Source organism: Salipiger bermudensis HTCC2601, from assembly GCF_000153725.1.
Lineage (GTDB): Bacteria > Pseudomonadota > Alphaproteobacteria > Rhodobacterales > Rhodobacteraceae > Salipiger > Salipiger bermudensis.
On record NZ_DS022276.1, the window covers coordinates 1,047,223 to 1,070,460 of the forward strand.

At 67.6% G+C, this 23,238-nt stretch carries 20 protein-coding genes; 9 read left to right on the plus strand and 11 right to left on the minus strand.

Going from position 1 to position 23,238, the window contains the following annotated elements:
- Positions 1-205: 205 nt before the first annotated feature.
- Together R2601_RS05050 and R2601_RS05055 are read left to right on the plus strand one after the other, a co-directional pair.
- Positions 206-2,086 (plus strand): hybrid sensor histidine kinase/response regulator, encoded by a 1,881-nt coding sequence (locus R2601_RS05050; RefSeq protein WP_007794525.1) that lies wholly within the window; start codon positions 206-208, stop codon positions 2,084-2,086.
- A complete protein-coding gene (locus R2601_RS05055) occupies positions 2,083-2,784 on the plus strand; it encodes a response regulator transcription factor (RefSeq protein ID WP_007794528.1) in 702 nt (233 codons plus the stop codon). The genes R2601_RS05050 and R2601_RS05055 overlap by 4 nt, the downstream gene beginning before the upstream one ends.
- A gap of 167 nt (positions 2,785-2,951) precedes the next feature.
- Here R2601_RS05055 and R2601_RS26930 read toward each other — a convergent pair whose 3' ends face one another.
- The 8 genes from R2601_RS26930 to R2601_RS05090 form a co-directional block, all read right to left on the minus strand.
- Positions 2,952-3,113, minus strand: coding sequence for a hypothetical protein (locus R2601_RS26930; RefSeq protein WP_007794531.1), 162 nt, complete (start codon positions 3,111-3,113; stop codon positions 2,952-2,954).
- Positions 3,114-3,170: 57 nt separating this feature from the next.
- Positions 3,171-3,617 (minus strand): DUF2383 domain-containing protein, encoded by a 447-nt coding sequence (locus R2601_RS05060; protein ID WP_007794533.1) that lies wholly within the window; start codon positions 3,615-3,617, stop codon positions 3,171-3,173.
- A 59-nt stretch (positions 3,618-3,676) separates the two neighbouring features.
- Positions 3,677-4,876, minus strand: coding sequence for a Zn-dependent hydrolase (locus tag R2601_RS05065; RefSeq protein WP_007794535.1), 1,200 nt, complete (start codon positions 4,874-4,876; stop codon positions 3,677-3,679).
- Positions 4,877-4,951: 75 nt separating this feature from the next.
- The gene (locus tag R2601_RS05070; protein ID WP_007794538.1) at positions 4,952-5,383 is read right to left on the minus strand and encodes an acyl-CoA thioesterase; all 432 of its coding nucleotides are present in this window, start codon (positions 5,381-5,383) and stop codon (positions 4,952-4,954) included.
- Complete coding sequence (locus tag R2601_RS05075; protein ID WP_007794541.1) at positions 5,380-6,141, minus strand: TIGR02186 family protein; 762 nt, start codon at positions 6,139-6,141, stop codon at positions 5,380-5,382. Before R2601_RS05075 ends, R2601_RS05070 begins: the two co-directional genes overlap by 4 nt.
- Positions 6,138-7,043, minus strand: a complete 906-nt coding sequence (locus R2601_RS05080; RefSeq protein WP_007794545.1) for a sulfite exporter TauE/SafE family protein — start codon at positions 7,041-7,043, stop codon at positions 6,138-6,140. The genes R2601_RS05075 and R2601_RS05080 overlap by 4 nt, the downstream gene beginning before the upstream one ends.
- A gap of 106 nt (positions 7,044-7,149) precedes the next feature.
- A complete protein-coding gene (locus tag R2601_RS05085; RefSeq protein WP_254656033.1) occupies positions 7,150-7,827 on the minus strand; it encodes a DUF4386 domain-containing protein in 678 nt (225 codons plus the stop codon).
- Between the two features lie 69 nt (positions 7,828-7,896).
- Positions 7,897-8,574: a TetR/AcrR family transcriptional regulator gene (locus R2601_RS05090; RefSeq protein ID WP_254656034.1), complete on the minus strand. Its 678-nt coding sequence runs from the start codon at positions 8,572-8,574 to the stop codon at positions 7,897-7,899.
- A 140-nt stretch (positions 8,575-8,714) separates the two neighbouring features.
- On the opposite strand from R2601_RS05090, the gene R2601_RS05095 reads away from it, so the two are divergent.
- Positions 8,715-9,908, plus strand: coding sequence for an efflux RND transporter periplasmic adaptor subunit (locus R2601_RS05095; protein WP_007794553.1), 1,194 nt, complete (start codon positions 8,715-8,717; stop codon positions 9,906-9,908).
- A gap of 30 nt (positions 9,909-9,938) precedes the next feature.
- Positions 9,939-13,073, plus strand: coding sequence for an efflux RND transporter permease subunit (locus R2601_RS05100; RefSeq protein ID WP_007794556.1), 3,135 nt, complete (start codon positions 9,939-9,941; stop codon positions 13,071-13,073).
- A 139-nt stretch (positions 13,074-13,212) separates the two neighbouring features.
- Here R2601_RS05100 and R2601_RS05105 read toward each other — a convergent pair whose 3' ends face one another.
- The gene (locus R2601_RS05105; protein ID WP_007794559.1) at positions 13,213-14,133 is read right to left on the minus strand and encodes a hydrogen peroxide-inducible genes activator; all 921 of its coding nucleotides are present in this window, start codon (positions 14,131-14,133) and stop codon (positions 13,213-13,215) included.
- Between the two features lie 111 nt (positions 14,134-14,244).
- On the opposite strand from R2601_RS05105, the gene R2601_RS05110 reads away from it, so the two are divergent.
- The 3 genes from R2601_RS05110 (at position 14,245) to pheT (ending at position 18,527) form a co-directional block, all read left to right on the plus strand.
- A complete protein-coding gene (locus R2601_RS05110) occupies positions 14,245-14,889 on the plus strand; it encodes a peroxiredoxin (RefSeq protein WP_007794563.1) in 645 nt (214 codons plus the stop codon).
- Positions 14,890-15,031: 142 nt separating this feature from the next.
- Positions 15,032-15,907: an MBL fold metallo-hydrolase gene (locus R2601_RS05115; protein ID WP_007794566.1), complete on the plus strand. Its 876-nt coding sequence runs from the start codon at positions 15,032-15,034 to the stop codon at positions 15,905-15,907.
- Positions 15,908-16,130: 223 nt separating this feature from the next.
- Positions 16,131-18,527: a phenylalanine--tRNA ligase subunit beta gene (gene pheT, locus R2601_RS05120; RefSeq protein WP_007794567.1), complete on the plus strand. Its 2,397-nt coding sequence runs from the start codon at positions 16,131-16,133 to the stop codon at positions 18,525-18,527.
- A gap of 179 nt (positions 18,528-18,706) precedes the next feature.
- On the opposite strand, the gene R2601_RS05125 is transcribed toward pheT, so the two are convergent.
- Positions 18,707-19,048 (minus strand): carboxymuconolactone decarboxylase family protein, encoded by a 342-nt coding sequence (locus R2601_RS05125; protein WP_007794570.1) that lies wholly within the window; start codon positions 19,046-19,048, stop codon positions 18,707-18,709.
- Positions 19,049-19,341: 293 nt separating this feature from the next.
- Between R2601_RS05125 and R2601_RS05130 the strand changes: the two genes are divergently transcribed.
- The gene (locus R2601_RS05130) at positions 19,342-20,466 is read left to right on the plus strand and encodes an enolase C-terminal domain-like protein (RefSeq protein ID WP_040545163.1); all 1,125 of its coding nucleotides are present in this window, start codon (positions 19,342-19,344) and stop codon (positions 20,464-20,466) included.
- A gap of 5 nt (positions 20,467-20,471) precedes the next feature.
- Here R2601_RS05130 and R2601_RS05135 read toward each other — a convergent pair whose 3' ends face one another.
- On the minus strand, positions 20,472-21,242 hold the full coding sequence (locus R2601_RS05135) for a sulfite exporter TauE/SafE family protein (RefSeq protein WP_007794576.1): 771 nt from the start codon (positions 21,240-21,242) through the stop codon (positions 20,472-20,474).
- Positions 21,243-21,388: 146 nt separating this feature from the next.
- Between R2601_RS05135 and R2601_RS05140 the strand changes: the two genes are divergently transcribed.
- Entirely contained in the window at positions 21,389-23,077 is a 1,689-nt protein-coding gene (locus tag R2601_RS05140; protein WP_007794579.1) for an acyl-CoA dehydrogenase family protein, read from the plus strand.
- Positions 23,078-23,238 lie beyond the last annotated feature (161 nt).

Below are 23,238 nucleotides of genomic sequence, written 5' to 3' on the forward strand. Positions count from 1 at the left end.
AGAGTGACGGGGCGCAGCGCTGCCTGTCTGGCGGGCGCCTGGGGCGCGGGTGCAGGGGCGCTGCCCCTCTGCGGCAGGGCCGCATTCACCCCCGAGGTATTTTCGAACCAAAGAAGATATGGGGGCCTTGTCCGACGTTGCGTCGGTTCGGCTTCCGCGCGCGGGTGGGGAGTGCTAGCCATGGGGCCGAGAGGCGGGAGGCGCGATGAGCAAGGATGCACTGACACAGGCCGGGCTGAACCTGATCCAGCAGGCTCTGTCGATTTATGACAGCGACCTGCGGCTGGCGGTGTGCAACCGCCGCTTCGCCGAGATGTTCGATCTGCCGAAGCGCCTCACCGACGAGGGCGCGCGGTTCGAGGACACCATCCGGCATCTCGTCGAGCGCGGCGAATACGGTCACGTGGACGATCCCGAGAGCTTCATCGCGGTCCGGGTGCAGCAGGCCCGCGCCTTCGAGCCGCATTACATGGAACGCACCCGCGCCAACGGGCGCACCATCTCGGTCGAGGGCTCGCCGCTGCCGCAGGGCGGCTGGGTGACGGTCTATACCGACATCACCGGCATGAAGCGACAGGAGCAGCTGCTGCGCACCCGCTCGGAGCTGCTCTCGGAGGAGGTGTTGCGGCGCTCGGAAGAAGTGTCGGCCAGCAACCGTCAGCTCGAGGCCACCAACGCGGCGCTGCAAGAGGCGCGGCGCGAGCTGACCGAGATCGAGGCGCGCACCCGCCTCACCACCGAGATGATGCCGGCGCACCTTGCACGGGTCGACGCGGCGGGGCGCTACACGTTTTCCAACCGGCGGCTGTCCTCGGTGATGCCGGGGCGGCCCTCTGAGATCCTCGGGCTGCATGTCTCCGAGGCACTGGGGCCAGCCTACGAGAAGGTGCGGCCGCATCTCGAGCGCGCGCTCGGCGGGGCGCAGAGCATTTTCGAGTTCACCGACGAGGGCTCGTCGCGGCGCATCCGGGCGGTGTTCACCCCCGATCCCTGCGAAAGGGGGGTCTACATCCTGAGCCATGATGTCACCGAGGAGACGCAGGCACGGGCGGCGCTGCAGCAGACCAAGCGGCGGGAGCTGGCGGCACAGCTGACCTCGGGGCTGGCGCATGACTTCTCGAACCTGCTGACCATCATCCTCGGCATGCAGGCGAAGCTCGCGCGCATGGTCGAAGGGGAGGAAGCCGAAGCGCTGATCACCGCCACGCTGCAGGCGGCGCGGCGCGGCGGCGAGCTGCTCAACCGCATCGCCGACATCACCAGCCACCGGGCCTGGCGCCCCGAGCCGGTGGCGCTGGCCCGCTTCCTGCGTGATCTCGAGACGCTGGCGCGGCCGTCCCTGCCCGAGGCACTGGCGCTGCGCATCGTGCAAGAGGCCGAGGGCGCCTTCCTGATCGACCCCGGAATGTTGCAGGACGCGGCGCTGAACCTAGTGCTCAACGCCGCCGATGCCTGCGGTGCGTCGGGCGAGATCACCGTTGCCGCCCGCGCCGTGCAGGACACCTGGCTCGAGCTTTCGGTGGCCGACAGTGGACCGGGCTTCAGCGCGGAGGCGCTGGCGCACGGGCTCGACCCGTTCTTCACCACCAAGGGTGGCGAGGGGTCCGGGCTGGGGCTCGCCATGGTCTACGATATGGTCAAGCTTGCCGGCGGCGAGGTGAAGCTCGGCAATGGCGTGCGCGGCGCCTGCGTCACGCTGCGCCTGCCGCTGCGCCGACCCGAGACGCAGCCCACCGGCGGGCTGGCACTGCTGGTCGAGGACAATCCCGAGCTGCGCGCCCAGGTGCGCGAGATGCTCACCGGGATCGGCCACAGCGTCATCGAGGCGAGCTCGGTCGAGGAAGCCTGCGCGCTGGCCGAGGGGCTCGAGATCGATCTCGTGCTGTCAGACATCTCGCTCGAGGGCGCGCTGCCGGGAAGCGCCCTGCCCGGGCTGCTGCCGGATCTGCCGGTGCGGCTGATGACCTCGCTGCCGCCCGATCACCCGCGGCACGTGGAGGCGCGGCAGGCGGCGCCGGTGCTGGCCAAGCCGTTCACCTCGGACGAGCTGCGGACGTTCCTCGGCCACCGGAGGGATGCCGCATGAGCGCGCCTCTGGTCTTCATCCTCGACGACGAGCCTGCGATCCGCACGATCCTGTCGGAGGCGCTGACAGAGGCCGGGTTCCGCACCCTGAGCTTCGCCCGCGCCACGGAGTTCGAGGCGGCGCTGAAACGGGCGACGCCGGATGTCTGCCTTGTCGACCTCGGCCTGCCCGACCGCGACGGGCTGACACTGGTGCATCGGCTGGCGCTGGAACAGGGGGCGAGCGTCATCATCATCTCGGGCCGTGCTCAGGTGCAGGACCGGGTGACCGGGCTCGAGCTCGGCGCCGACGACTACATCATCAAGCCCTTCGATCCGGCCGAGGTGGTCGCGCGCATCCGGGCCCGTCTCCGCGGGCCCCGCGCGGCGCTGCGGCAGAGCGACACCGCCCGGTTCAACGGCTGGACGGCGCATTTCGACCGCTACGCGCTGGAGGACGAGGCCGGCGGGGAGACGCCGTTTTCCCATGCCGAGGGCGAGGTGCTGCGGCTGTTCCTCGACAGCCCCAAGCGCCTGATCACCCGGGCGCAGATGCAGGAGAGCCTTGGCGGCGCCGCAGGCGAGAGCTTCGACCGGGCGATGGATGTGCGGATCTCGCGGCTGCGCACCAAGCTGGGGGAGGATCCCAAGAACCCGCGGCTGATCAAGACGATCTACGGCGCGGGGTATATCTTTCTGGGGGATGTGGAGTGGGCGTGAGGCAGGCATAGCCCGCGGGACAGCGCCTGGGCCTGAGCTTTGGCCTCTCTCAATAGACGCCAACGCTGATTGTTATGGGTGCCGCGACGGGGGTGTCTGTCTGCCGCGCCCAGGGCCGGTCGGCGCTTGGCGGGCAAAATGCCCAGCGCCTCGACCCAAAGCGACATTCAGCCGCCAAGCATCCCCTTGAGCGCCGGCAATACGCCCGCCGCCAGCACACCCACGATCACCCCGGCAAGCACCCTCGGCACAGGGCCGCCGATCCGGGGACCGGCCCAGCACAGCACCCCGCAGATGATGGCGTAATAGACGAGACTGACCGGATCCATGCTATCCTCCCGTTCCCTCGCGAGCACGGTAGCACAGTTTCTGGATCTGCGCGGCGCTCAGGCGTCGCCCGGTTCCTCGGAGAGCAGCGTCACCAATTCGCCCTTCATCTGCTCCAGCTCGTCGCGGTAGCGCGAGGGGGCGAGGCTGCTGAGCGCGGCGTCGAACTCGGCCAGAAGCTGCGCCTCGGCGTCCTCGACGGCGCTCATCATGTCATCGTCGATCTCCTCGAAGAGCGAGCGCAGCGACACCGACGTGCGGTTGACCGCCGCGCGCACTCCGCCAGAGCGGTCGGGTTCACCGCCGAGCGCCGTCATGATCGCGGTGATGCGGTCGCATTGTTCCACGTGAAGGCCGCGGAACTTCAGCGCCACGTGACGAAAGTCGGGCTCGGCCTTCTCGGCCATCTCCTCGAACCAGGCATGGGTCTCGGCGCTGCGCGACAGCAGGTCCTGCAACGTCGAAAGCTGGTCGTCGCTTGCGCTGACGGGCTGGGGATCGGTCATAACGGTTTCTCCGGGAACAGTTTTCTGAAAACGTCCTTCAGGCCGAGAGGTTCCCTGCCCTAGCCGAGCGCGGCCACGGCGCGCGCCAGCGTGTTGAGGCCGGTCACCAGATCGGCCTCGTCGGTGTCCTCTGCAAAGTCGTGGCTGATGCCGCCGATCGAGGGCACGAACAGCATCGAGACCGGCATCAGCCGGGCCACGTTGGTGGCGTCGTGCAGTGCGCCCGAGGGCATCACCCGCCAGTTGCCCGGCGCCTCGGCCTCGGCCGCCGTCTCGAGCGCCGAGCGCAGACCGGCATCCATCGTTACCGGATCGAGCCCCAGCATCGAGCCGAATTCGAGCCCCATGCCATGCGCCGCAGCGATCTCGGCGGCGGTGTCGCGGATGATCGTCTCCATCCGCGCCAGCCGGTCGGCATCGCCGTCGCGCCACTGCATCGAGAAGCGCGCCCGCCCCGGCACGATGGAGGCGGCGTTGGGATGCAGCGCAACATGGCCGATGGTCCAGACAGTCTGCGGGGTCACCACGTTGGCGAAGCGCTCGTTGAGCGCCGCGTTGAAGCTTGCGAGCGCCTGAAAGGCATCGCGGCGCAGGTGCATCGGCGTGGTACCGGCGTGGTTCTGCTGGCCGGTAAAGCTCAGATGCATGTCGCGGATGCCGACGATGGCGTCGACCACGCCGATCTTCTCGCCGCTGGTGTCGAGCACCGGCCCCTGCTCGATATGCATCTCGACATATCCCGAGAAGCGGGAGGGATCGACAAACCCGCCGCGCCGGTCGCCAAAACGGGCCCTGGCTTCGGCAAAGCTCACGCCTTGCGCGTCATGCAGCGCGTCGGCGCCTTCGAGCGTCTGGTTTCCGCCCCAGACCGAGCTGCCGGTGGTGACGCCGAAGCGGCCCTCCTCGTCGGAGAACGACACCACCGAAACCGGCGGCCCTCCGGCCTCCCGAGAGGCGCGGGCCACCTCCAGCGCCGCGACCACGCCCAGCGCACCGTCGAGCCAGCCGCCCTCGGGCTGGCTGTCGGAATGCGACCCCATCAGCAGCGAGCGCCCCTCGGCCAGACCGAAGAGCGAGCCTGCGGGATCGAACTGCGGTGTGAGCCCCGCCTCGGACATGCGGCCCGCGAGCCAGTCGCGCGCGGCGATGTCCTCGTCCGAGAAGCCGGGGCGCGCGACCCCCTTCCCGACGCCGGAGGCGCCGAAGCGGCGCAGGGCATGCAGGTCCTCGAGGAAACGCTTGGGGTCGACGGGCAGCATGGCGGCACTCCTTTCGAAGCGGACCCTGCGGACGGCGCGGCGCGATGTCAAACGCGCTCGCCGGATTCCCGGCGCTCAGGCGAGGATTGTCTCAAGCGCGGCGCGCAGCCCGGCAGGCACGGGCGCGGGGCGGGTGTCGCGGTCGACGGCAACCTGGATGAAGAAGCCCTCGACGCAGGCGATCTCGTCGTCTTCGCGGAAGATGCCGACCTCGTAGCGCACCGAGCTGTTGCCCAGCCGACCGACGCGCAGCCCGGCGTGCAGCTGCTCGGGGAAGCGCGCCTCGGAATGGTAGGTCGCGCCGCTCTCGACCACGAGGTAGCGCAGATCCGCATCCGCGCCGAGATCGACGCCCTGCCCGGTCTGCCAGAGCGCCACGACCGTATCGATGTATTTCAGGTAGGTGACGTTGTTGATGTGACCGTAGAGATCGTTGTCGTCCCAGCGGGTCTGCACGGAGAAGAAGGCACGATAGGCGGAGCGGGGCGACGGGGCTTTGCGGGTCATCCGGATCTCAGGGCTCTGAAGGCCGCCGACGCACCCCAGCCGGCGGCGATGGCGATCACCAGCGAGAGCAGGCCGTAAAGCGGCGGTTGGTTGCGCGAGAGGTTGTAGAGCCAGCGTTCGAGCCCGACCTTGCCGACCTCGAGCTCGGAGCTGTACTGCGACACCACCCGGCCGCCGCGCGTTAGCAGGACGCGGACCGTATAGGTGCCCTCGACGATGTTGGCGGGCATCGAGATCCGTGTGTCGAACAGGGTGGATTCGTTGAACGTCACGGTCACCGGGCGCTGCTGGTACAGACTGCGGGTCTCGCGCAGGCGGATCAGCGCCTCGGTGAAGCTGGGCGAATCGACGATGTTCATCGGCGCGCCGACCGAGCGGATGGCACGATTGACGGACACCTTGTGGCGCAGGTCCTCGACCTCGGAGATCACCTGCGGCCAAGGCGCCGAGGTGGCCACCGCGTAGAACGAGGGCGCCGCGTCGATCTCGACCGCGTCGGTGTTGACCCAGATGCCGAAGCGCCGCTCCTTGCGCCAGACCGTGACCGGGGTGACCGGGCCCGAGACCGTGACGATGACCTCGAGCGGCGGCTCGGTGCGGATCTCGGTCTCGCGCTTCACTGCGCCGAAGATCAGGATCTCGGAGCCGTCAAAATCGGCGGTGATCGAAACCCGGTCCTTGCTCAGCCCCATGACCACCTCCTCGGCCCGGGCCGGCAGGGCGAAGACCGCCAGAAGCAGGAGCAGCAGCCGGATCATTGCACCCCCAGCTCGTAGAGGTCGGCGGGGGTGAGAAACAGGTCGAGCGCCAGCTTGCCGCAGACCAGAAGCACCAGAGAGGCCAGCAGGATGCGCAGCTGCTCGGCCTTGAGCCGCGTGCCGAAGGCGGTGCCGAACTGCGCCCCGATCACGCCGCCGATCAGCAGCACCAGCGCCAGCAGGATATCGACCGTGTAGTTGGTGACCGCGTGTAGCATGGTGGTGAAGGCGGTGACGAAGATGATCTGGAACAGCGAGGTGCCGACCACCACCTTTGTGGGCATGCCCAGAAGGTAGATCATCGCCGGCACCATGATGAAGCCGCCGCCCACGCCCATGATCGCCGACAGCACGCCCACCGAGAGGCCGACCATCACCGGCGGGATCGCCGAGATGTAGAGTCCCGAGGTGCGGAAGCGCATCTTCAGCGGCAGGCCATGCACCCAGCCGTGGTGGCGCCGCTTGGGCGGGCCGCCCTTTTTCGAGCGCCTGAGCGCCCGCAGGCTCTCGACGAACATCAGCGAACCGATGATGCCAAGGAAGACCACGTAGCAGAGTCGTACCAGCAGATCGACCTGACCGACCTGCTTGAGCAGGTTGAAGACGTAGACGCCCAGCGCCGCACCGACGAGGCCGCCTCCGAGCAGCACCGTGCCCATGCGCAGGTCGACGGTCTTGCGCTTGAGATGCGCCAGCACCCCCGAGACCGAACTCGCGACGATCTGGTTGGCGCCGGTGGCCACCGCCACGGCGGGCGGAATGCCCATGAAGAACAGCAGCGGCGTGATCAGGAAGCCGCCTCCGACGCCGAACATGCCCGAGAGCACCCCGACCAGCCCGCCAAGGCCGAAGAGCAGGAAGACGTTGACCGAAACCTCGGCGATTGGGAGGTAGATCTGCATGATCCATCTTTGAAACCGGCGCCCCGATTTGGCAAGCTCCCGGGCGGCGCCGCGTGTGGATCGGCGCGCGACTGTGATAGCGCTGCCGATTTTCTGCCATGCGGGCTCAGCCCGGGGCGCGGGGACCGAGGCCGCGGATCAGCAGCCACAGGCAGAAGGCGGTCTCGGACAGCACCGGCAGCAGGTAGGCCGGGGCGAAGAGGTCGGCCATCGCCGGGGCCATGAACAGGATCGTGCTGCCAAGGATATAGACCACGCCCGCCGCCGCGATCAGCCAACCCAGCAGTTTCGGAACAAACCCCGAGAGCACCAGCAGCCAGCCGGTGAGCAGGCTGTTCACCCCGAAGAACACCAGCCCGAGGTCGTAGCCGTGGCCGTGCAGCTCCAGCGCCAGCATCGCCGCTTCCGGGGCGCCGTCCCCATGCAGGATCAAAAGCGCGCCGTACTGGAACAGCAGCGACATGGCGATCAGAGCCGCCTGCACCAGCCTGAACACCATCGCCATCAACGCCAGCGCCGCGCTCACCGGGCGCAGCAGCAGGTAAAGCAGAACCGCCAGCGCGACGTCGGCCAGCGCCATCACCGTGTCGGCCGCAAGGCTCAGCCGCAGCGTGCCGGGTTGGGCGAGGATGGCCTCGGCAGTGGCCACGGCGTCCCCGGGCATGATCAGGCTGCCGCGCAGGGCGACCTCGCTGGTCAGGCCAAGCAGGATGATCAGAAGATAGAGCGCACCGGCAAGGCGCGCCGCGCCCATCGGGGCGGCAAGAGGGCTTTGGGCGGTCACGGTATCGGATCCTCGCTGCGGCGGCATCTGTCGCCGCGACCCTAGACCGGCTCGCGGGCCGCGCAAAGCTCAGCGCACGCGAACCCCTTCGAGAAACACCCGAACCGCGCGACGGCGGCGCATCTGCTTGTCTTCGCGCGCGTGGCACGCGTCGAGGTGGCGCTCGTTCGGGATCAGCAGATCGTGCAGGACCTCACCCATCACCATGTCGACCAGCAGTTCCGCCGCCTCGGTCGCGGTCATCTCGTGCAGGGTCACCTCGCCGCTCTCGGCGGCGCAGGCCAGTTCGGCCGAGATGTAGCTGATCAGAGCGCCCCGCCCCTCGGCATCCCACTGGCGCGCGATGCCGGGATGGATCGGCGCCTCGGCGATCACGGCGCGCAGCACCTCGACCGCGCCCTGCTCGAATTGCGGCATCTCGTTCAGCGTCAGCAGTTTGTCGAGCCGCTCGACGAGAGGGAGGTCGCGCTCCTCTGGCGCGAGCGGGCGGAAGATGCGCTGCCCAATTCGCGCGAAGGTTGCCCCGAGCAGCTCCTCGCGGCTGGCAAAGATGGTGTAGAGCGTGCGCTTCGACATCCCCGCCTTACGGGCGATGCCAGACATGCTGATGTCCTCGAGCCGGCATTGCATCAGCAGCTCGCCTACTGCGTCGAGCACCATGGCCTCGCGGGTCTCGTGATCGATCTGCACCGGGCGGCCGCGACGCCTTGGCGAAACCGCCCCGGTCTGTGATGATTGATCTGGCACTGCACATCTCCTGTGCCGCAACGCAGAGAAAAAAACTCTGTTCCCGACGCGGCGAGCTTTACAAAACTACACAGTTTCCATATCGCCATTCAAGACCGTTCCGCTTTTCAGCGGCCTTTTGCCTTCTTTGGAGTGCTCCCATGCTCAGAGGACTTACCCGCACCCTGCGCCTTGCCACCGCCGCGCTGGTCACGGCCGCTGCCACCCTGCCCGCAGCCGCGCAGCAGCAGGGCGGCGAACGCCCGCCGCAACCGGTGACCGTGGTGACGCTTCAAGCGTCCGACGTGACGCTCACCTCCACCCTGCCCGGGCGCGTCGCCGCCTCCGGCGTTGCCCAGGTGCGCCCGCAGGTCAACGGCATCATCACCGACCGCCTGTTCGAGGAAGGCGCCGAGGTCGAGCAGGGCGAGGCGCTCTACCGCATCGACCCGGCGGTCTACGAGGCCGCGATGGCCGCTGCCGAAGCCTCTCTGGCGCAGGCGGAAGCCACGCTCAGCTCCGCCCAGCGCGATGCCGACCGTCAGGAAGAGCTGCGCCAGCGCAACGTCGCCAGCCAGCAGAACCTCGACGACGCGCTCGCCGCACGCGACGTGGCGGAGGCGGCGGTGAAGGTGGCGCAGGCCAATGTGCTCTCTGCCGAGATCGATCTCGAGCGCACCACCATCCGCGCGCCGATCAGCGGCTCCGCCGGCCTCAGCGAAGTGACCAAGGGCGCGCTGGTGACCTCGGGCCAGTCGACCGCGCTGACCACCATCCGCCAGCTCGACCCGATCTATGTCGACGTGACCCAGTCCGCCGCCGAGATGCTGCGCTGGCGCCGGTCGGGGCAGGATGTCGAGAGCGAGGGCAATGGCCTCGTGACGCTGACCCTCGCCGATGGCGAGACCTACGAGCACACCGGCCGCCTCGCCGCCGCGGAACCCTACGTGAACGAGCAGACCGGCGTCATCGTGCTGCGCCTCGAGTTCCCCAACCCCGACCAGTTCCTTCTGCCGGGCATGTACGTGCAGGTCGAGATGCCGCAGGGCACCGTCGAGGATGCCATCCTCGCGCCGCAGGAAGGCGTCACCCGTGACCGCCGTGGCCGCCCGATGGCGATGGTGGTGAATGCCGAGAACGCCGTCGAGAGCCGCCAGCTCACCGTACAGCGCGATCAGGGCAATGCCTGGGTCGTCACCGACGGCCTTGCCGCCGGCGACCGCGTCATCGTGGCCGGCCTGCAGAAGGTCTCCGAAGGCATGACCGTGTCGCCGCAGGAACGCGCCGCTGCCGAGGGCGAAGAGTCCGCGGCGGGAGACACTGCCGCAGACACCGCCGAGACCGCCACCGAATAAGCCGCGCCGCGAGCGTCAGGAGTCCCTCTTATGGCCCGTTTCTTCATCGACCGTCCGGTCTTTGCCTGGGTGATCTCGATCCTCATCATGGGCGTCGGCGTGCTGTCGCTGCTCACCCTTCCCATCGCGCAGTATCCGCAGATCGCACCGCCCTCGGTGCGGGTGAGCGCGCAATATCCCGGCGCCTCGGCGCAGACCGTGGCCAATACCGTCACCCAGATCATCGAACAGCAGATGACCGGGCTCGACGGCATGCGCTACATGTCGTCCTCGTCGACCTCGGCCGGGACCGCCTCGATCACCCTGACCTTTGAATCCGGCACGGATCCGGACGTGGCGCAGGTGCAGGTGCAGAACAAGCTCAGCCAGGCCACCGCGCTGCTGCCCGAGACGGTGCAGCGGCAAGGGGTCACCGTCGAGAAGGCGTCGTCGTCCTTCTTCATGGTGATCGGCCTGATCTCCGAGGATGGACGGCTCGAACAGGCCGACCTGTCGGACTACCTGAACTCCAACCTCGTTGACGAGTTCGCCCGCATCGAGGGCGTCGGCGGTGCGCAGGTCTTCGGCGCGCAATACGCCATGCGGATCTGGCTGGATCCGTCCAAGCTCGCCGCCTTCGAGATGACACCCTCGGACGTGGTCAGCGCGGTTTCGGCGCAGAACGCGCAGATCTCGGCGGGCTCCTTCGGCACCCTGCCCGCCCCCGAGGGCCAGCAGCTCAACGCCACCATCACCGCGCAGTCGCTGCTCTCCACCCCGGAAGACTTCCGCAACATCGTGCTGCGCACCGAGACCAATGGCGGCCTGGTGCTGCTGCAGGACGTGGCCGAGGTCGAGATCGGCGCCGAGAACTACTCCACCATCGCGCGCTACAACGGCCAGCCCTCCTCGGGCATGGCGCTGCAGCTGGCCTCGGGCGCCAACGCGCTCGACACCTCCGAGCGGGTCAAGGAGCGGATCGAGGAGTATTCCGAGTTCTTCCCCGAGGGCGTGGGCTACGTCATTCCCTACGACACCACCCCGTTCATCGAGATCTCGATCCACGAGGTGCAGAAGACCCTGATCGAGGCCATCATCCTCGTGTTCTTCGTGATGCTGCTTTTCCTGCAGAACCTGCGCGCGACGCTGATCCCGACGCTGGCGGTTCCGGTCGTCATCCTCGGCACGTTCGGCATCCTCGCGATGGCGGGCTTCACCATCAACACGCTGACCATGCTCGCCATGGTGCTGGCCATCGGCCTGCTGGTCGACGATGCCATCGTGGTGGTCGAAAACGTCGAGCGCATCATGGAAGAAGAGGGTCTCTCCCCGCGTGAGGCAACGCGCAAGTCGATGGGCCAGATCACCGGCGCCCTGATCGGCATCGCGCTGGTGCTCTCGGCGGTGTTCGTGCCGATGGCCTTCTTCCCCGGCTCCACCGGTGTGATCTACCGGCAGTTCTCGATCACCATCGTCTCGGCCATGGCGCTGTCGGTGCTGGTCGCCCTGACCCTGACCCCGGCGCTCTGCGCCACGCTGCTCAAGGCGAAGGATGTGAACCACACAAAACGCGGCCCGTTCGGCTGGTTCAACAAGGGCTTCGACAAGACCGCCGACGGCTACCGCGGCACCGTGGCCTACCTGATCAAGCGCCCGCTGCGGATCATGCTGGTCTATCTCGCCCTCGCCGGCGGCATGGTCTACCTGTTCAACAACACCCCCACCGGCTTCCTCCCGGACGAGGACCAGGGGATCCTGATGGTCCTCGTGCAGGGCCCCACCGGTGCCACCGCCGAGCGTACGCTCGACGTGGTCGAGCAGGTCGAGACCCATTTCCGCGAGAACGAGGCAGAGAACGTCGAGTCGGTGTTCGGCGTGGTCGGCTTCTCCTTCGCCGGTCAGGGCCAGAACATGGGTCTCGCCTTCGTGCGGCTCAAGGACTGGGAGGAACGCCCGGACCCGAGCCAGAGCGTGCAGGCCGTCGCCGGACGCGCCTTCCCGGCCTTCATGGGCATCCAGGATGCGCAGGTCTTCCCGATCGTGCCGCCCTCGGTGATCGAGCTCGGCAACGTCTCGGGCTTCGACTTCTACCTGCAGGCGCAGGCCGGCCAGACCCACGAACAGCTCCTGAATGCCCGCAACCAGCTGCTTGGCATGGCCTCGCAGAGCGAGCTGATCGGCTCCGTGCGCCCCTCCGGGCTCGAGGACGCTGCCCAGTTCAACCTCGACATCGACTGGCGTGCCGCCGGCGCGGTCGGGGTCTCTCCCACCGATGTCGGCAACCTCCTGTCGGTGGCCTGGGCCGGGCAGTACGTGAACGATTTCAACGACAACGGCCGCATCAAGCGGGTCTACGTGCAGGGCGAGGCGGACAGCCGCGCCACGCCGTCGGACCTGCAGAAATGGCGGGTGCGCAATGCCAATGGCGAGCTCGTTCCGTTCGCCAACTTCACCTCCGAGGACTGGGCCTACGGCCCGCAGGGCCTGAGCCGCTACAACGGCATCCCCTCGATGCAGATCCAGGGCGAGCCGGCCGCCGGCGTGACCTCGGGCGAAGCGATGGCCGAGATGGAGCGCCTCGTGTCAGAGTTGCCGCCGGGCTACGCCCTCGCCTGGACCGGCCTGTCGCTGGAAGAACGCGACTCGGGCGGTCAGGCACCGCTGCTCTACGCCCTGTCGCTGGCGGCGATCTTCCTCTGCCTCGCGGCGCTCTACGAGAGCTGGACGATCCCGTTCTCGGTGATGCTGGCAATGCCGATCGGTGTCCTCGGCACCATGGGCGCGGCCTACTGGTTCGGCTTCGAGAACGGCGTGTTCTTCCAAGTCGGCCTGCTCACGGTGATCGGCCTGACCGGCAAGAACGCCATCCTCATCGTCGAGTTCGCCCGCGAACGCTACGAGGCGGGCGAGGAGCTTCTGGCGGCGGTGGCCGAGGCGGCGAAGCAGCGCTTCCGCCCGATCATCATGACCTCGCTGGCCTTCTCGCTGGGCGTGGTGCCGCTGGTGCTGTCCTCCGGCGCCGGCGCCGGCGGCCGCACCGCGGTGGGTTCGGCGGTGCTTGGCGGGACCATCACGGGCACCGTGCTGGGGGTGATCTTCGTGCCGCTGTTCTTCGTCGTGGTGCAGCGCATCTTCGGTCGCAAGAAGGCCAAGGAACTTGCAGCCAAACAGGCCGAGACCGCCTGACCCCCCTGCTATCGCAAGAACAGGCCGCGCCGTCCGGGACATCCCGGGCGGCGCGGTCGCGTTTCAGGTCCAGCTTTCAGGTCCAGATTCCAAGCGCGGTCTTCCGATCCGGGTTACAGGCCCAGATTCAGGCCGGAATTCAGGCCATATCCTGCTGCATCACCGCACGGGTGCGCTGCAGGATCCCGCCCAGCCGTGCAAAGACCTCGGCCCGCGGCGTGCCCGGCCGCCAGCCCAGCATCACCCGGCGCGGACAGGCCCCCTCGAGCGGTGACAGCCCCACCTCCTGCCCTGCCAGCACCCCGGACAGGATCGCCAGATCCGGCAGCAGCGTGATCCCCAGCCCCTCGCTCACCATCGAGATCAGCGTCGAGAGGCTGGTGGCCGAGAAGCTCTCGTCCTGTTCGATCTCGTAGTCGGGAAAGGCTTTGAGCGCATGGCGCTGCAGGCAATGGCCGCGCTCGAGCAGCATCAGCCGCGCCCCCTCCAGCGCCTCGCCGCTCACCGCGCCGCCGCCATAGCCCGACAGGCCGGGCGGCGTGGCGAGGTGGTAGCCGTCATCGAAGAGATGCATCGTCTCGATGCCCGCGATATCGAAGGGCTGGGCGAAGAGGATCAGGTCGAGCCGCCCCGACAGCAGCCCCTCGACCAGTTGCTCGGTCAGCTCCTCGCGCAGGAACAGCCGCAGCTCGGGGAAGGCACCACGCAGCGCCGGGAGGGCCCGCGGGATCAGGTAGGGACCGATGGTCGGGATCGCCCCCAGCCGCAGGTCGCCCTGGTCGGGCCGGCCCTGCGCGGCGGCCAGCGCCTCGATATCACCCGCCGCCAGCAAGAGCGCCCGCGCCCGCCCGGCGATCTCTGCCCCGAGCGGCGTAAGGATCACCGAGCGGGTGTTGCGCTCGGCCAGCTGCACGCCGAGCCGCTCCTCGAGCTCGCGCAGCCCTGCGCTCAGGGTGGGCTGGGTGACGTGGCACAGCTCGGCGGCGCGCGAGAAGTTCAGCGTCTCGGCGAGCGCGGCGAGGAAGCGCAGCTGGCGCAGGGTGATCTGCGGATTGATCATAGAGGTTTTCTATCACAATGAGCGATACAATCAATTTCAAGAATATGACTATCACAAGTACATCGGGGTCATCGAACGACAGACTCTGGTTTTGACAGAAGGAAGACCCCGATGCTCGACGCACCCTGCCCGCAGATGCCCCGCCTCAACGAGCCCGCCCCGGCCTTTGACGCTCCCACCACCGACGGCCGCAAGACGCTTCAGGACTACCGCGGCCAGTGGCTGATCCTGTTTTCGCACCCGGCGGATTTCACCCCGGTCTGCACCACCGAGTTCATCGCCTTCGCCAGGAAGCAGGACGCTTTTGCCGAGATGAACACCGCCCTGCTCGGCCTGTCGATCGACAGCCATTACAGCCACATCGCGTGGATTCTGAACATCAAGGAAAAGTTCGGCGTCGAGATCCGCTTCCCGATCATCGCCGACCTGAGCATGACGGTGGCGCAGTCCTACGGCATGATCCAGCCCGGCGCCTCCGACACCGCTGCAGTGCGGGCGACCTTCATCATCGACCCCGAGGGCGTGCTGCGTGCCATGGTCTACTACCCGATGAACGCCGGCCGATCGGTGGACGAGATCTATCGACTGCTCGTGGCGCTGCAGACCGCCGACGCCAACAAATGCGCGATGCCGGAGAACTGGACACCGGGCGACCCGGTGATCGTGCCGACCCCGGCCACCCCCGAGGCCGCGATGGCCCGCGCCGGCGAAGGCTATGACACCGTCGATTGGTATTTCTCCACCCGCCAGCTCTGATCCGGCGGCCGGTGCGCCCTTGTGGCGCACCGGCGGCACTGGATACCCATGCGGATTGGAACATATCTTCAATTCGGAACATGTCATACGAGAGCGCCGCAGCCATGGGCTCGGCAAGCCCCACAGGACAACGAGGACCAAGATGACCCATAGCCCGATCGTCAAGAGCTTCTGGGACGAAGCAACCGGAAGCTGGCAATATGTCTTCCACGATCCCGCCACCATGAAGGGCGCGATCGTCGATCCGGTCTGGGATTACGACCCGCAGGCCGCCGCCACCAGCACCGAGAACGCCGAGAAGATCCTCGCGTATGTCGAGGAGACCGGCATCGAGGTGGTCTGGATCCTCGACACCCACCCCCATGCCGACCATTTCTCCGCCGCCCCGTGGCTGAAGGAAAAGCTCGGTGCCCCCACCGCCATCGGCGAGAGGGTCACCGGCGTGCAGACGCTCTGGCAGGGCATCTACAACCTCGGCTCCGATGTCCCGACCGACGGCAGCCAGTGGGACAGGCTGCTGGCCGATGGCGATGAAATCATGGTCGGCGAGATCCCGGTGAAGGTGATCTTCTCGCCCGGCCACACGCTGGCTTCGATCACCTATGTCGCGGGCGACGCGGCCTTCGTGCACGATACCTTCATGATGCCCGACAGCGGCACCTCGCGCGCCGATTTCCCCGGCGGCTCCTCGAAGGATCTCTACGAGACCATCCAGAAGATCCTGTCGCTGCCCGACGACACCCGGCTCTATGTCGGCCACGACTACGCCCCCGAGGGCCGCGACGCCGCCTGCTGCGCCACCGTCGCCGAGCACAAGGCCTCGAACATCCACCTCAAGGACGCGCCGTCCGAGGCCGAGTACCGCGCCGTGCGCGACAAGCGCGATGCCACCCTGCCGCTGCCCAAACTGATGCTGGCAGCCTTGCAGATCAACATCCGCGGCGGGCGCAAGCCGGAGCCGGAGGGCGATGGCCGGCGCTACCTCAAGATCCCGCTGGATTACTTCGAGCCACGCTGACGGGGCGAGTTGTCCCGGCCCTGCCCTGTAGCGGGTCGGGCGGGATGCCTCCGGCGGGAGTATTTTCGACGAAGAGAAGATGGGGGCGCTCAAGAACTGTGCCCTCGGCATGGGCGGCAGACGATGGCGCGCGTGGGGCGCATTGGCCGGCCGCCCCTTTCCCCCTGCGCGGCGATCCGCTAAGAGCGGCGCGATACGTGACACCAACACGGGCGGCTTCGCGATGAAATTCACCCTTTCCTGGCTGAAAGAGCACCTCGACACCACAGCCTCGGTCGACGAGATCACCGAGGCACTGACCGATCTCGGGCTCGAGGTCGAAGGGGTCGAGAACCCCGCCGAGCGGCTGGCGGCCTTTACCATCGGCAAGGTCCTCAAGGCCGAGAAGCATCCGGACGCGGACAAGCTCCGTGTCTGCACCGTGCTGACCGACGAGGGCGAGAGCCAGATCATCTGCGGCGCGCCCAACGCCCGCGAGGGCATCACCGTGGTCATCGCCAAGCCCGGCACCTACGTGCCCGGCATCGACACCACCATCCAGGTCGGCAAGATCCGCGGCATCGAGAGCTTCGGCATGATGTGCTCGGAGCGCGAGATGGAGCTGTCGGAAGAGCATGACGGCATCATCGAGCTGGCCTCGGGCGAGGTCGGGCAGTCCTTCACCGACTGGCTCGCCGAGAACGATCCCGCCAAGGTCGACCCGGTGATCGAGATCGCCATCACCCCCAACAGGCCCGACGCGCTTGGCGTCGAGGGCATTGCCCGTGATCTCGCGGCGCGCGGCCTCGGCACGCTGAAACCGCTTACCCCGGTGACGGTCGCGGGCAGCTTCCCCTGCCCGATCTCGGTGACCATCGAGGACAGCGCCAAGGACGGCTGCCCGGTCTTCTATGGCCGCGTCATCAAGGGCGTGAAGAACGGCCCCTCGCCGCAATGGCTACAGGACCGGCTCAAGGCCATCGGCCTGCGCCCGATCTCCTTCCTCGTCGACGTGACCAACTTCTTCACCTTCGACCGCAACCGCCCGCTGCACGTGTTCGACGCCGACAAGGTGCAGGGCAACCTGCGGGTGCACGCAGCTGAGGGCGGCGAGACGCTCGAGGCGCTGGACGAGCGGACCTACACCATGGAGCCGGGGATGATCCTGATCTCCGCCGACAGCGGGCCGGAGAGCCTTGGCGGCGTGATGGGCGGCGAGCCCACGGGTGTCAGCGACGAGACCGTCAACGTCTTCCTCGAGGCGGCCTATTTTGACCCGATCCGCACCGCCTACACGGGGCGCGGCCTGAAGATCAATTCCGACGCCCGCTACCGCTTCGAGCGCGGCATCGACCCGGCCTCGGCCCAGCCCGGCATCGAGGCGGCGACGCGGATGATCCTCGACATCGCAGGCGGCGAGGCCTCCGAGGTGGTGGTCGCGGGCGAGACCCCCGATGTCAGCCGCGCCTACAAGCTCGACACCGACCGCGTGGTGAGCCTCGTCGGCATGGAGATCCCGGCCGACGAGCAGCGCGCCACTCTGGAGGCGCTCGGCTTCACGCTCGAGGGCGACATGGCCCACGTGCCGAGCTGGCGCCCCGACGTGATGGGCGAGGCGGATCTCGTCGAGGAGGTCGCCCGCGTGGCCTCGCTCACCAAGCTCAAGGGCCAGCCGATGCCGCGCCCGCAGGCGGGCGTGCCCGCCCCGATCCTGTCGCCGATGCAGAAGCGCGAGCAGATCGCGCGTCGTACCGTGGCCGAGCTCGGCTACAACGAATGCGTCACCTACAGCTTCATCGACAAGGCGGCGGCGGAGCTCTTCGGCGGCGGCGACGATGCCACCATGCTCGCCAACCCGATCAGCTCCGAGATGAGCCACATGCGCCCGCAGCTGCTGCCGGGCCTGCTGCAGGCGGCGGCGCGCAACCAGGCGCGCGGCTTCGCCGATCTGGCGCTGTTCGAGGTTGGCGCGGCCTTTCAGGGCGGCGAGCCGGAAGAGCAGCACACCCAGATCACCGGCCTGCTCGTGGGCCGCAGCGGCCCCAAGGACGTGCACGGCGCCTCGCGCCCGGTCGACATCTTCGACGCCAAGGCCGATGCCGAGGCGGTGTTGTCTGCGATCGGCGCGCCCGCCAAGATGCAGATCCTGCGCGGCGCCGAGGAATGGTGGCACCCGGGCCGTCATGGCAAGCTCTGCCTCGGCCCCAAGAAGGTGCTCGGCGTGTTCGGCGAGATCCACCCCAAGGTGCTGGCCGAGCTCGGCGTCAAGGGCCCGGCGGTGGGCTTCACGCTCTACCCGTCCGAGATCCCGCTGCCGCGCTCCAAGGGCTCGGGCCGTCCGGCGCTGAAGCTCAACGACCTGCAGGCGGTCGAGCGTGACTTCGCCTTCGTGGTCGATGCCGACGTGGCGGCGCTCGATCTGGTCAACGCCGCGGCGGGCGCCGACAAGGCGCTGATCGAGGAGGTCCGGGTGTTCGACGAGTTCATCGGCGGCAGCCTCGGCGAGGGCAAGAAGTCGCTGGCGATCACCGTGCGCCTGCAGCCCTCCGACGCGACGCTGAAGGAGAAGGACATCGAGGCGGTCGGCGCCAAGATCGTCGAGAAGGTGACCAAGGCCACCGGCGGCACGCTGCGCGGCTGAGCCCGCCTCACCGCTTGAGACAGGAAAGGCGCGGCTCCGCGAGGGCCGCGCCTTTTGCGTTCATCGCGCGGCGTTCCGTTGCCGGCACATGGGCATTGCGGGCCCTAGACGCAGCTCCCTTGCGCGTGGCCCCATGCCCTTGCCGTCTTTGTCGCGACGCGGTGAAGACCGTTCTCCGCTCAGCCCTCGGCGGTCAGCTCGTCGAAGATCGCCAGCGCCTTGGCGGCGTAGCTGAGCCCAGGGCCACCTGCCATCTGCACCGACATGCCCAGCACGTCGACCAGCTCTTCACGGGTGGCACCGGCCTTCACCAGCGCTGCCACGTGCGACAGGATGCAGCCCTCGCAGCGGATCGCCACGGCGATGCCAAGTGCCACGAATTCCTTTTGCTTCCTGCTCAGCGCGTTGTCGACGGTCGCGGCCTTCTGGAGCTCCATGAAGCCGGCAAAGGTCTCGGGCATGGCCTTGCGCAGCTCGCGCATGTAGCCGGCATTGGCGCTGATCTGGTCCTTGAAGCTCATGGCCTGTCCTTTCATGCAAATCGCTTGCATCTCTAAGACCATGCAGCCCTCGCCCGAGCCTTGATCGAGATCAGGCGGCGCGCGGGAAGCCCCCATGCATCACATGCAAGCCTTTGCAGGTATGACCGGCCCGCAGAGCGCCTGTTTCCACGGCGATTTCCGCACCCCGGTCACACGATCCGTGAAAATTCCGGCGAGACGGTCGCCCGCCCTTGGCCGAGCCCACGGATCGACGCTAACAAGCCCGCAAGACCGCCGCGCCGGACGTGGCCCACAGCCAGACGGAGCCCATGATGAGCGACCACAAGATCGACCGCATCCGCGTTCACCGCGTGCTGATCCCCGGCAAGGCGGTGCATTCGCACGGCATCGGCGACGTGGCGGGCATCCACGCCGTAATCCTCGAGGTGATCACCGACACCGGCCTGACCGGCTGGGGCGAGGCCTCGCCCTGGCCCGCCTTCACCGGCACCGCAGAGGGTACAGTCGCGGCGCTCTATACCTATCTCCGCCCGCATCTCATCGGGCAGGACCCGGTGCAGGTCGAGCGCCACATGCGGGACGCCGAGGCACTGGTGGTGGGCCACCCCGAGGCCAAGGCGGCGCTCGAGATGGCGCTGCTCGATCTCACCGGACAGATCTCGGGCCTGTCGGTCTGCGAGCTGGTGGGTGGCCGGATGCGCGACGACATGGGGCTGAGCTTTTCCGTCGCCAACCCGGATTTCGGCAAGGATCTCGAGGACGTGGCGGCGATGTGGGCCGAGGGCGTGCGGATCTTCAAGATCAAGACCGGCTTCAAGAGCCACGGCTTCGACCTGATGCGGCTCGAGAAGCTGCGCGGGATCTACGGCGCCGAGGCCGACCTGCGCATCGACTACAATCAAGGCCTGCCCGCCTATGACGCGGTGCGCTGCATCCGCGATCTCGAGGCCTTCCGCCCGACCTTTGTCGAGCAGCCGGTGAAGATGCACGAGCGCGACGCGCTGGCCCATATCGCCCATGTGATCGAGACCCCGATCATGGCCGACGAGTCGGTCTTTGGCGTGCGCGAGGCGCTTCACGGGGTGCAGATCCGCATGGCCGACATCTTCTCGCTGAAGGTGATGAAGTCCGGCGGCATCCGCCGCGCGCTCGAGGTCAGCGCCATCGCCCGCGCCGCCGGGATCGAGGTCTATGGCGGTTGCATGTTCGAGACCGGTCTCGCCCATGCCGCCGGCGCTCACCTGATGGCGGCGCTGCCTGAACTGCGGCTCGACTGCGAGTTCTACATGTCGACCTACTATGCCAGCGAGGACATCCTCACCGAGCCCTTCCCGGTCCGGGGTGGCCGGGTGCACGTGCCAGAGGGCCCCGGTCTCGGGGTGGCGGTCGACCCGGCGATGCTGGCGAAATACGCGCAGGCCGAGGCGCTCGGCTAGGGCGCTCAGCCCAGGAAGGCGCGGCGCAGCAGGTTCAGCGCCGCGACCAGCAGCACCCAGAGGGTGATCTTGCGGAACGCCGCCTGATCGATCCGGTCATGCACCTTCATGCCCAGCCACATGCCGAGCATGGACGGCACCACGAGAAAGGCCGAGAACCACACGGTCTGAGCATTGAGCACGCCGGACACCGTATGCGCCCCGGTCAGCGACAGCGCGCCAAGCCCGTAGGCCACGCCCTGCACGCGGATCTGCTCGCGCTTCTCGGTGTCGATGGCGGTGAGATAGGCCACCATCGGCGGCCCCCAGACCCCGGACATGCCGCCGATGAAGCCCGCGACGCTGCCGATCACCACCTCGGCAAAGCGGTTCTGCCCGTTCTTCAGATGCGGCCGCCATCCGGCCAGCTGCATGATGCAGAACAGCGCCACCGGCCCGCCGATCATCGCCAGAAGCACCGGAACGGGCAGCACCCGCACCAGCTGTGACGAGAGCAGCAGGCAGAGCAGCCCCGCGCCCAGAAACACGCGGAATCGCTTGAGCGAGGCCAGGGCGGCGCCGAAGCCGTGTTGCAGCGCCTGCACCGCGTTGCTGATCAGCGCGGGCAGGATCAGACCGGCCAACGCCAGCTCGGGCGACAGGAAGCTGCCAAGGCCCGAAATCAGGATCATCGGCAAGGCAAACCCGACCATGCCTTTGACCAACCCAGCCAGAGCCGAGACCCCGAAGGAAAGAACGAGCAAGGAGGGCGGGATCAGGCTAAATATCGTGTCCATGGGATGCTCATAACATGCTCGCGCGGCATGTCTTTCTGAAATTTGCGCGCAACAATAGAACTAAGGAATACCTCACGGGGTATTTTTGTTGCGCTGCACCTGCAAAGTAGGTATCCCCACCGAGACCCAGGAGAAGGAAGTGATTCATGGCACATGACGGACAGGACATCGCCCTCGGCCAGAGCATCCTGCTCGACGATCTGACCGGCCTCACCAAGGCCGCCATCGCCCCCGCCGAGGCGGTGCTCGAGGCCGCGCGTGCTTCGCTGCGCGCCACGGTCGAGGAGGATGGCCGCGTCTCCGGCAAGCTGATCGAGGAAAACCAGTTCGCCGCCCACGGGCTCGCCTGGCTCGCCACCTATGTCGAGAGCCTGCGCCAGATGCAGTACTGGGCCGACAAGCTGACCGGCGAAGGCGGCTTCGGCGAGGTCGAACAGCTGATCCACCAGATCGCGTTTGGCGAGTATCTCAACCAGATTGCCGGCGGCATCCAGATGAACCAGGGCGAGATGGTGCGCCTCTCGGATCTGGGCGTCAGCGCAGAGGCCGCCGCCGCGCTGCGCACCGATGCCACTGAAACGCTGATGGCGCGGGGCAACAGCCAGGCCGCCCGCTCGCGCCTCGTGGAGCTGATGCAGGAACGCTCGGCCGAGATCACCGTCGGCAAGACCGCGCTCGACGAAGAGCTCGAGATGATCCGCGAGCAGTTCCGCCGCTACGCCGTCGACAAGGTCGAGCCCTTCGCCCACGAGTGGCACCTGAAGGACGAGCTGATCCCGATGGAGGTCATCGAGGAGCTCGCCGAGATGGGCGTGTTCGGCCTCACCATCCCCGAGGAATACGGCGGGTTCGGCCTGTCCAAGGCCTCGATGTGCGTGGTCTCGGAAGAGCTGTCGCGCGGCTATATCGGCGTGGGCTCGCTGGGCACCCGCTCCGAGATCGCCGCCGAGCTGATCATCGCCGGCGGCACCGAGGAGCAGAAGCAGAAATGGCTGCCGGCGCTGGCCTCCGGTGAGAAGCTGCCCACCGCCGTGTTCACCGAGCCCAACACCGGCTCGGATCTTGGCTCGCTGCGCACCCGTGCGGTCAAGGACGAGAACGGCGATTACACCGTCACCGGCAACAAGACCTGGATCACCCACGCCGCGCGCACCCACGTGATGACGCTGCTGGCCCGCACCGATCCCTCGACCGACAACTACAAGGGTCTGTCGATGTTCCTGGCCGAGAAAACCCCGGGCACCGATGCTGAGCCGTTCCCGACCGAGGGCATGACCGGCGGCGAGATCGAGGTGCTGGGCTATCGCGGCATGAAGGAATACGAACTCGGCTTCGATGGCTTCAAGGTCAAGGGCGAGAACCTGTTGGGCGGCGAGGAAGGTAAGGGCTTCAAGCAGCTCATGGAGACCTTCGAGAGCGCCCGCATCCAGACCGCGGCCCGCGCCATCGGCGTGGCGCAGGCGGCGCTCGACGTCGGTATGCGCTATGCCGAGGACCGGAAGCAGTTCGGCAAGTCGCTGATCGATTTCCCGCGGGTGTCGGGCAAGCTCGCGATGATGGCGGTGGAGATCATGATCGCCCGCCAGCTGACCTACTTCTCGGCGCGCGAGAAGGACGAGGGCATCCGTTGCGATCTAGAAGCCGGCATGGCCAAGCTGCTCGGCGCCCGCGTGGCCTGGGCCAATGCCGACAACGCGCTGCAGATCCACGGCGGCAACGGTTTCGCGCTGGAATACACCGTGAGCCGCATCCTGTGCGACGCCCGCATCCTCAACATCTTCGAGGGTGCAGCCGAGATTCAGGCTCAGGTGATTGCACGCAGGCTTCTTGGGTGACGATGTCGCAAACCCTCCGGGGGAGGGTTGGCCTCGGCTGCACGCCGAGATTCAGGCTCAGGTGATTGCACGCAGGCTTCTTGGGTGACGATGTCGCAAACCCTCCGGGGGAGGGTTTGCCTCGGCTGCACGCCGAGATCCAGGCTCAGGTGATTGCACGC

Coding starts and splice junctions, on each gene's coding strand:
- R2601_RS05125 (WP_007794570.1), bottom strand. CDS start 19,048: ATGAGCTTCAAGGACCAGATCAGCGCCAATGCCGGCTACATGCGCGAG.
- R2601_RS05055 (WP_007794528.1), top strand. CDS start 2,083: ATGAGCGCGCCTCTGGTCTTCATCCTCGACGACGAGCCTGCGATCCGC.
- R2601_RS05105 (WP_007794559.1), bottom strand. CDS start 14,133: ATGATCAATCCGCAGATCACCCTGCGCCAGCTGCGCTTCCTCGCCGCG.
- R2601_RS05100 (WP_007794556.1), top strand. CDS start 9,939: ATGGCCCGTTTCTTCATCGACCGTCCGGTCTTTGCCTGGGTGATCTCG.
- R2601_RS05075 (WP_007794541.1), bottom strand. CDS start 6,141: ATGATCCGGCTGCTGCTCCTGCTTCTGGCGGTCTTCGCCCTGCCGGCC.
- R2601_RS05065 (WP_007794535.1), bottom strand. CDS start 4,876: ATGCTGCCCGTCGACCCCAAGCGTTTCCTCGAGGACCTGCATGCCCTG.
- R2601_RS05110 (WP_007794563.1), top strand. CDS start 14,245: ATGCTCGACGCACCCTGCCCGCAGATGCCCCGCCTCAACGAGCCCGCC.
- R2601_RS05135 (WP_007794576.1), bottom strand. CDS start 21,242: ATGGACACGATATTTAGCCTGATCCCGCCCTCCTTGCTCGTTCTTTCC.
- R2601_RS05070 (WP_007794538.1), bottom strand. CDS start 5,383: ATGACCCGCAAAGCCCCGTCGCCCCGCTCCGCCTATCGTGCCTTCTTC.
- R2601_RS05115 (WP_007794566.1), top strand. CDS start 15,032: ATGACCCATAGCCCGATCGTCAAGAGCTTCTGGGACGAAGCAACCGGA.
- pheT (WP_007794567.1), top strand. CDS start 16,131: ATGAAATTCACCCTTTCCTGGCTGAAAGAGCACCTCGACACCACAGCC.
- R2601_RS26930 (WP_007794531.1), bottom strand. CDS start 3,113: ATGGATCCGGTCAGTCTCGTCTATTACGCCATCATCTGCGGGGTGCTG.
- R2601_RS05080 (WP_007794545.1), bottom strand. CDS start 7,043: ATGCAGATCTACCTCCCAATCGCCGAGGTTTCGGTCAACGTCTTCCTG.
- R2601_RS05140 (WP_007794579.1), top strand. CDS start 21,389: ATGGCACATGACGGACAGGACATCGCCCTCGGCCAGAGCATCCTGCTC.
- R2601_RS05130 (WP_040545163.1), top strand. CDS start 19,342: ATGAGCGACCACAAGATCGACCGCATCCGCGTTCACCGCGTGCTGATC.
- R2601_RS05095 (WP_007794553.1), top strand. CDS start 8,715: ATGCTCAGAGGACTTACCCGCACCCTGCGCCTTGCCACCGCCGCGCTG.
- R2601_RS05050 (WP_007794525.1), top strand. CDS start 206: ATGAGCAAGGATGCACTGACACAGGCCGGGCTGAACCTGATCCAGCAG.
- R2601_RS05060 (WP_007794533.1), bottom strand. CDS start 3,617: ATGACCGATCCCCAGCCCGTCAGCGCAAGCGACGACCAGCTTTCGACG.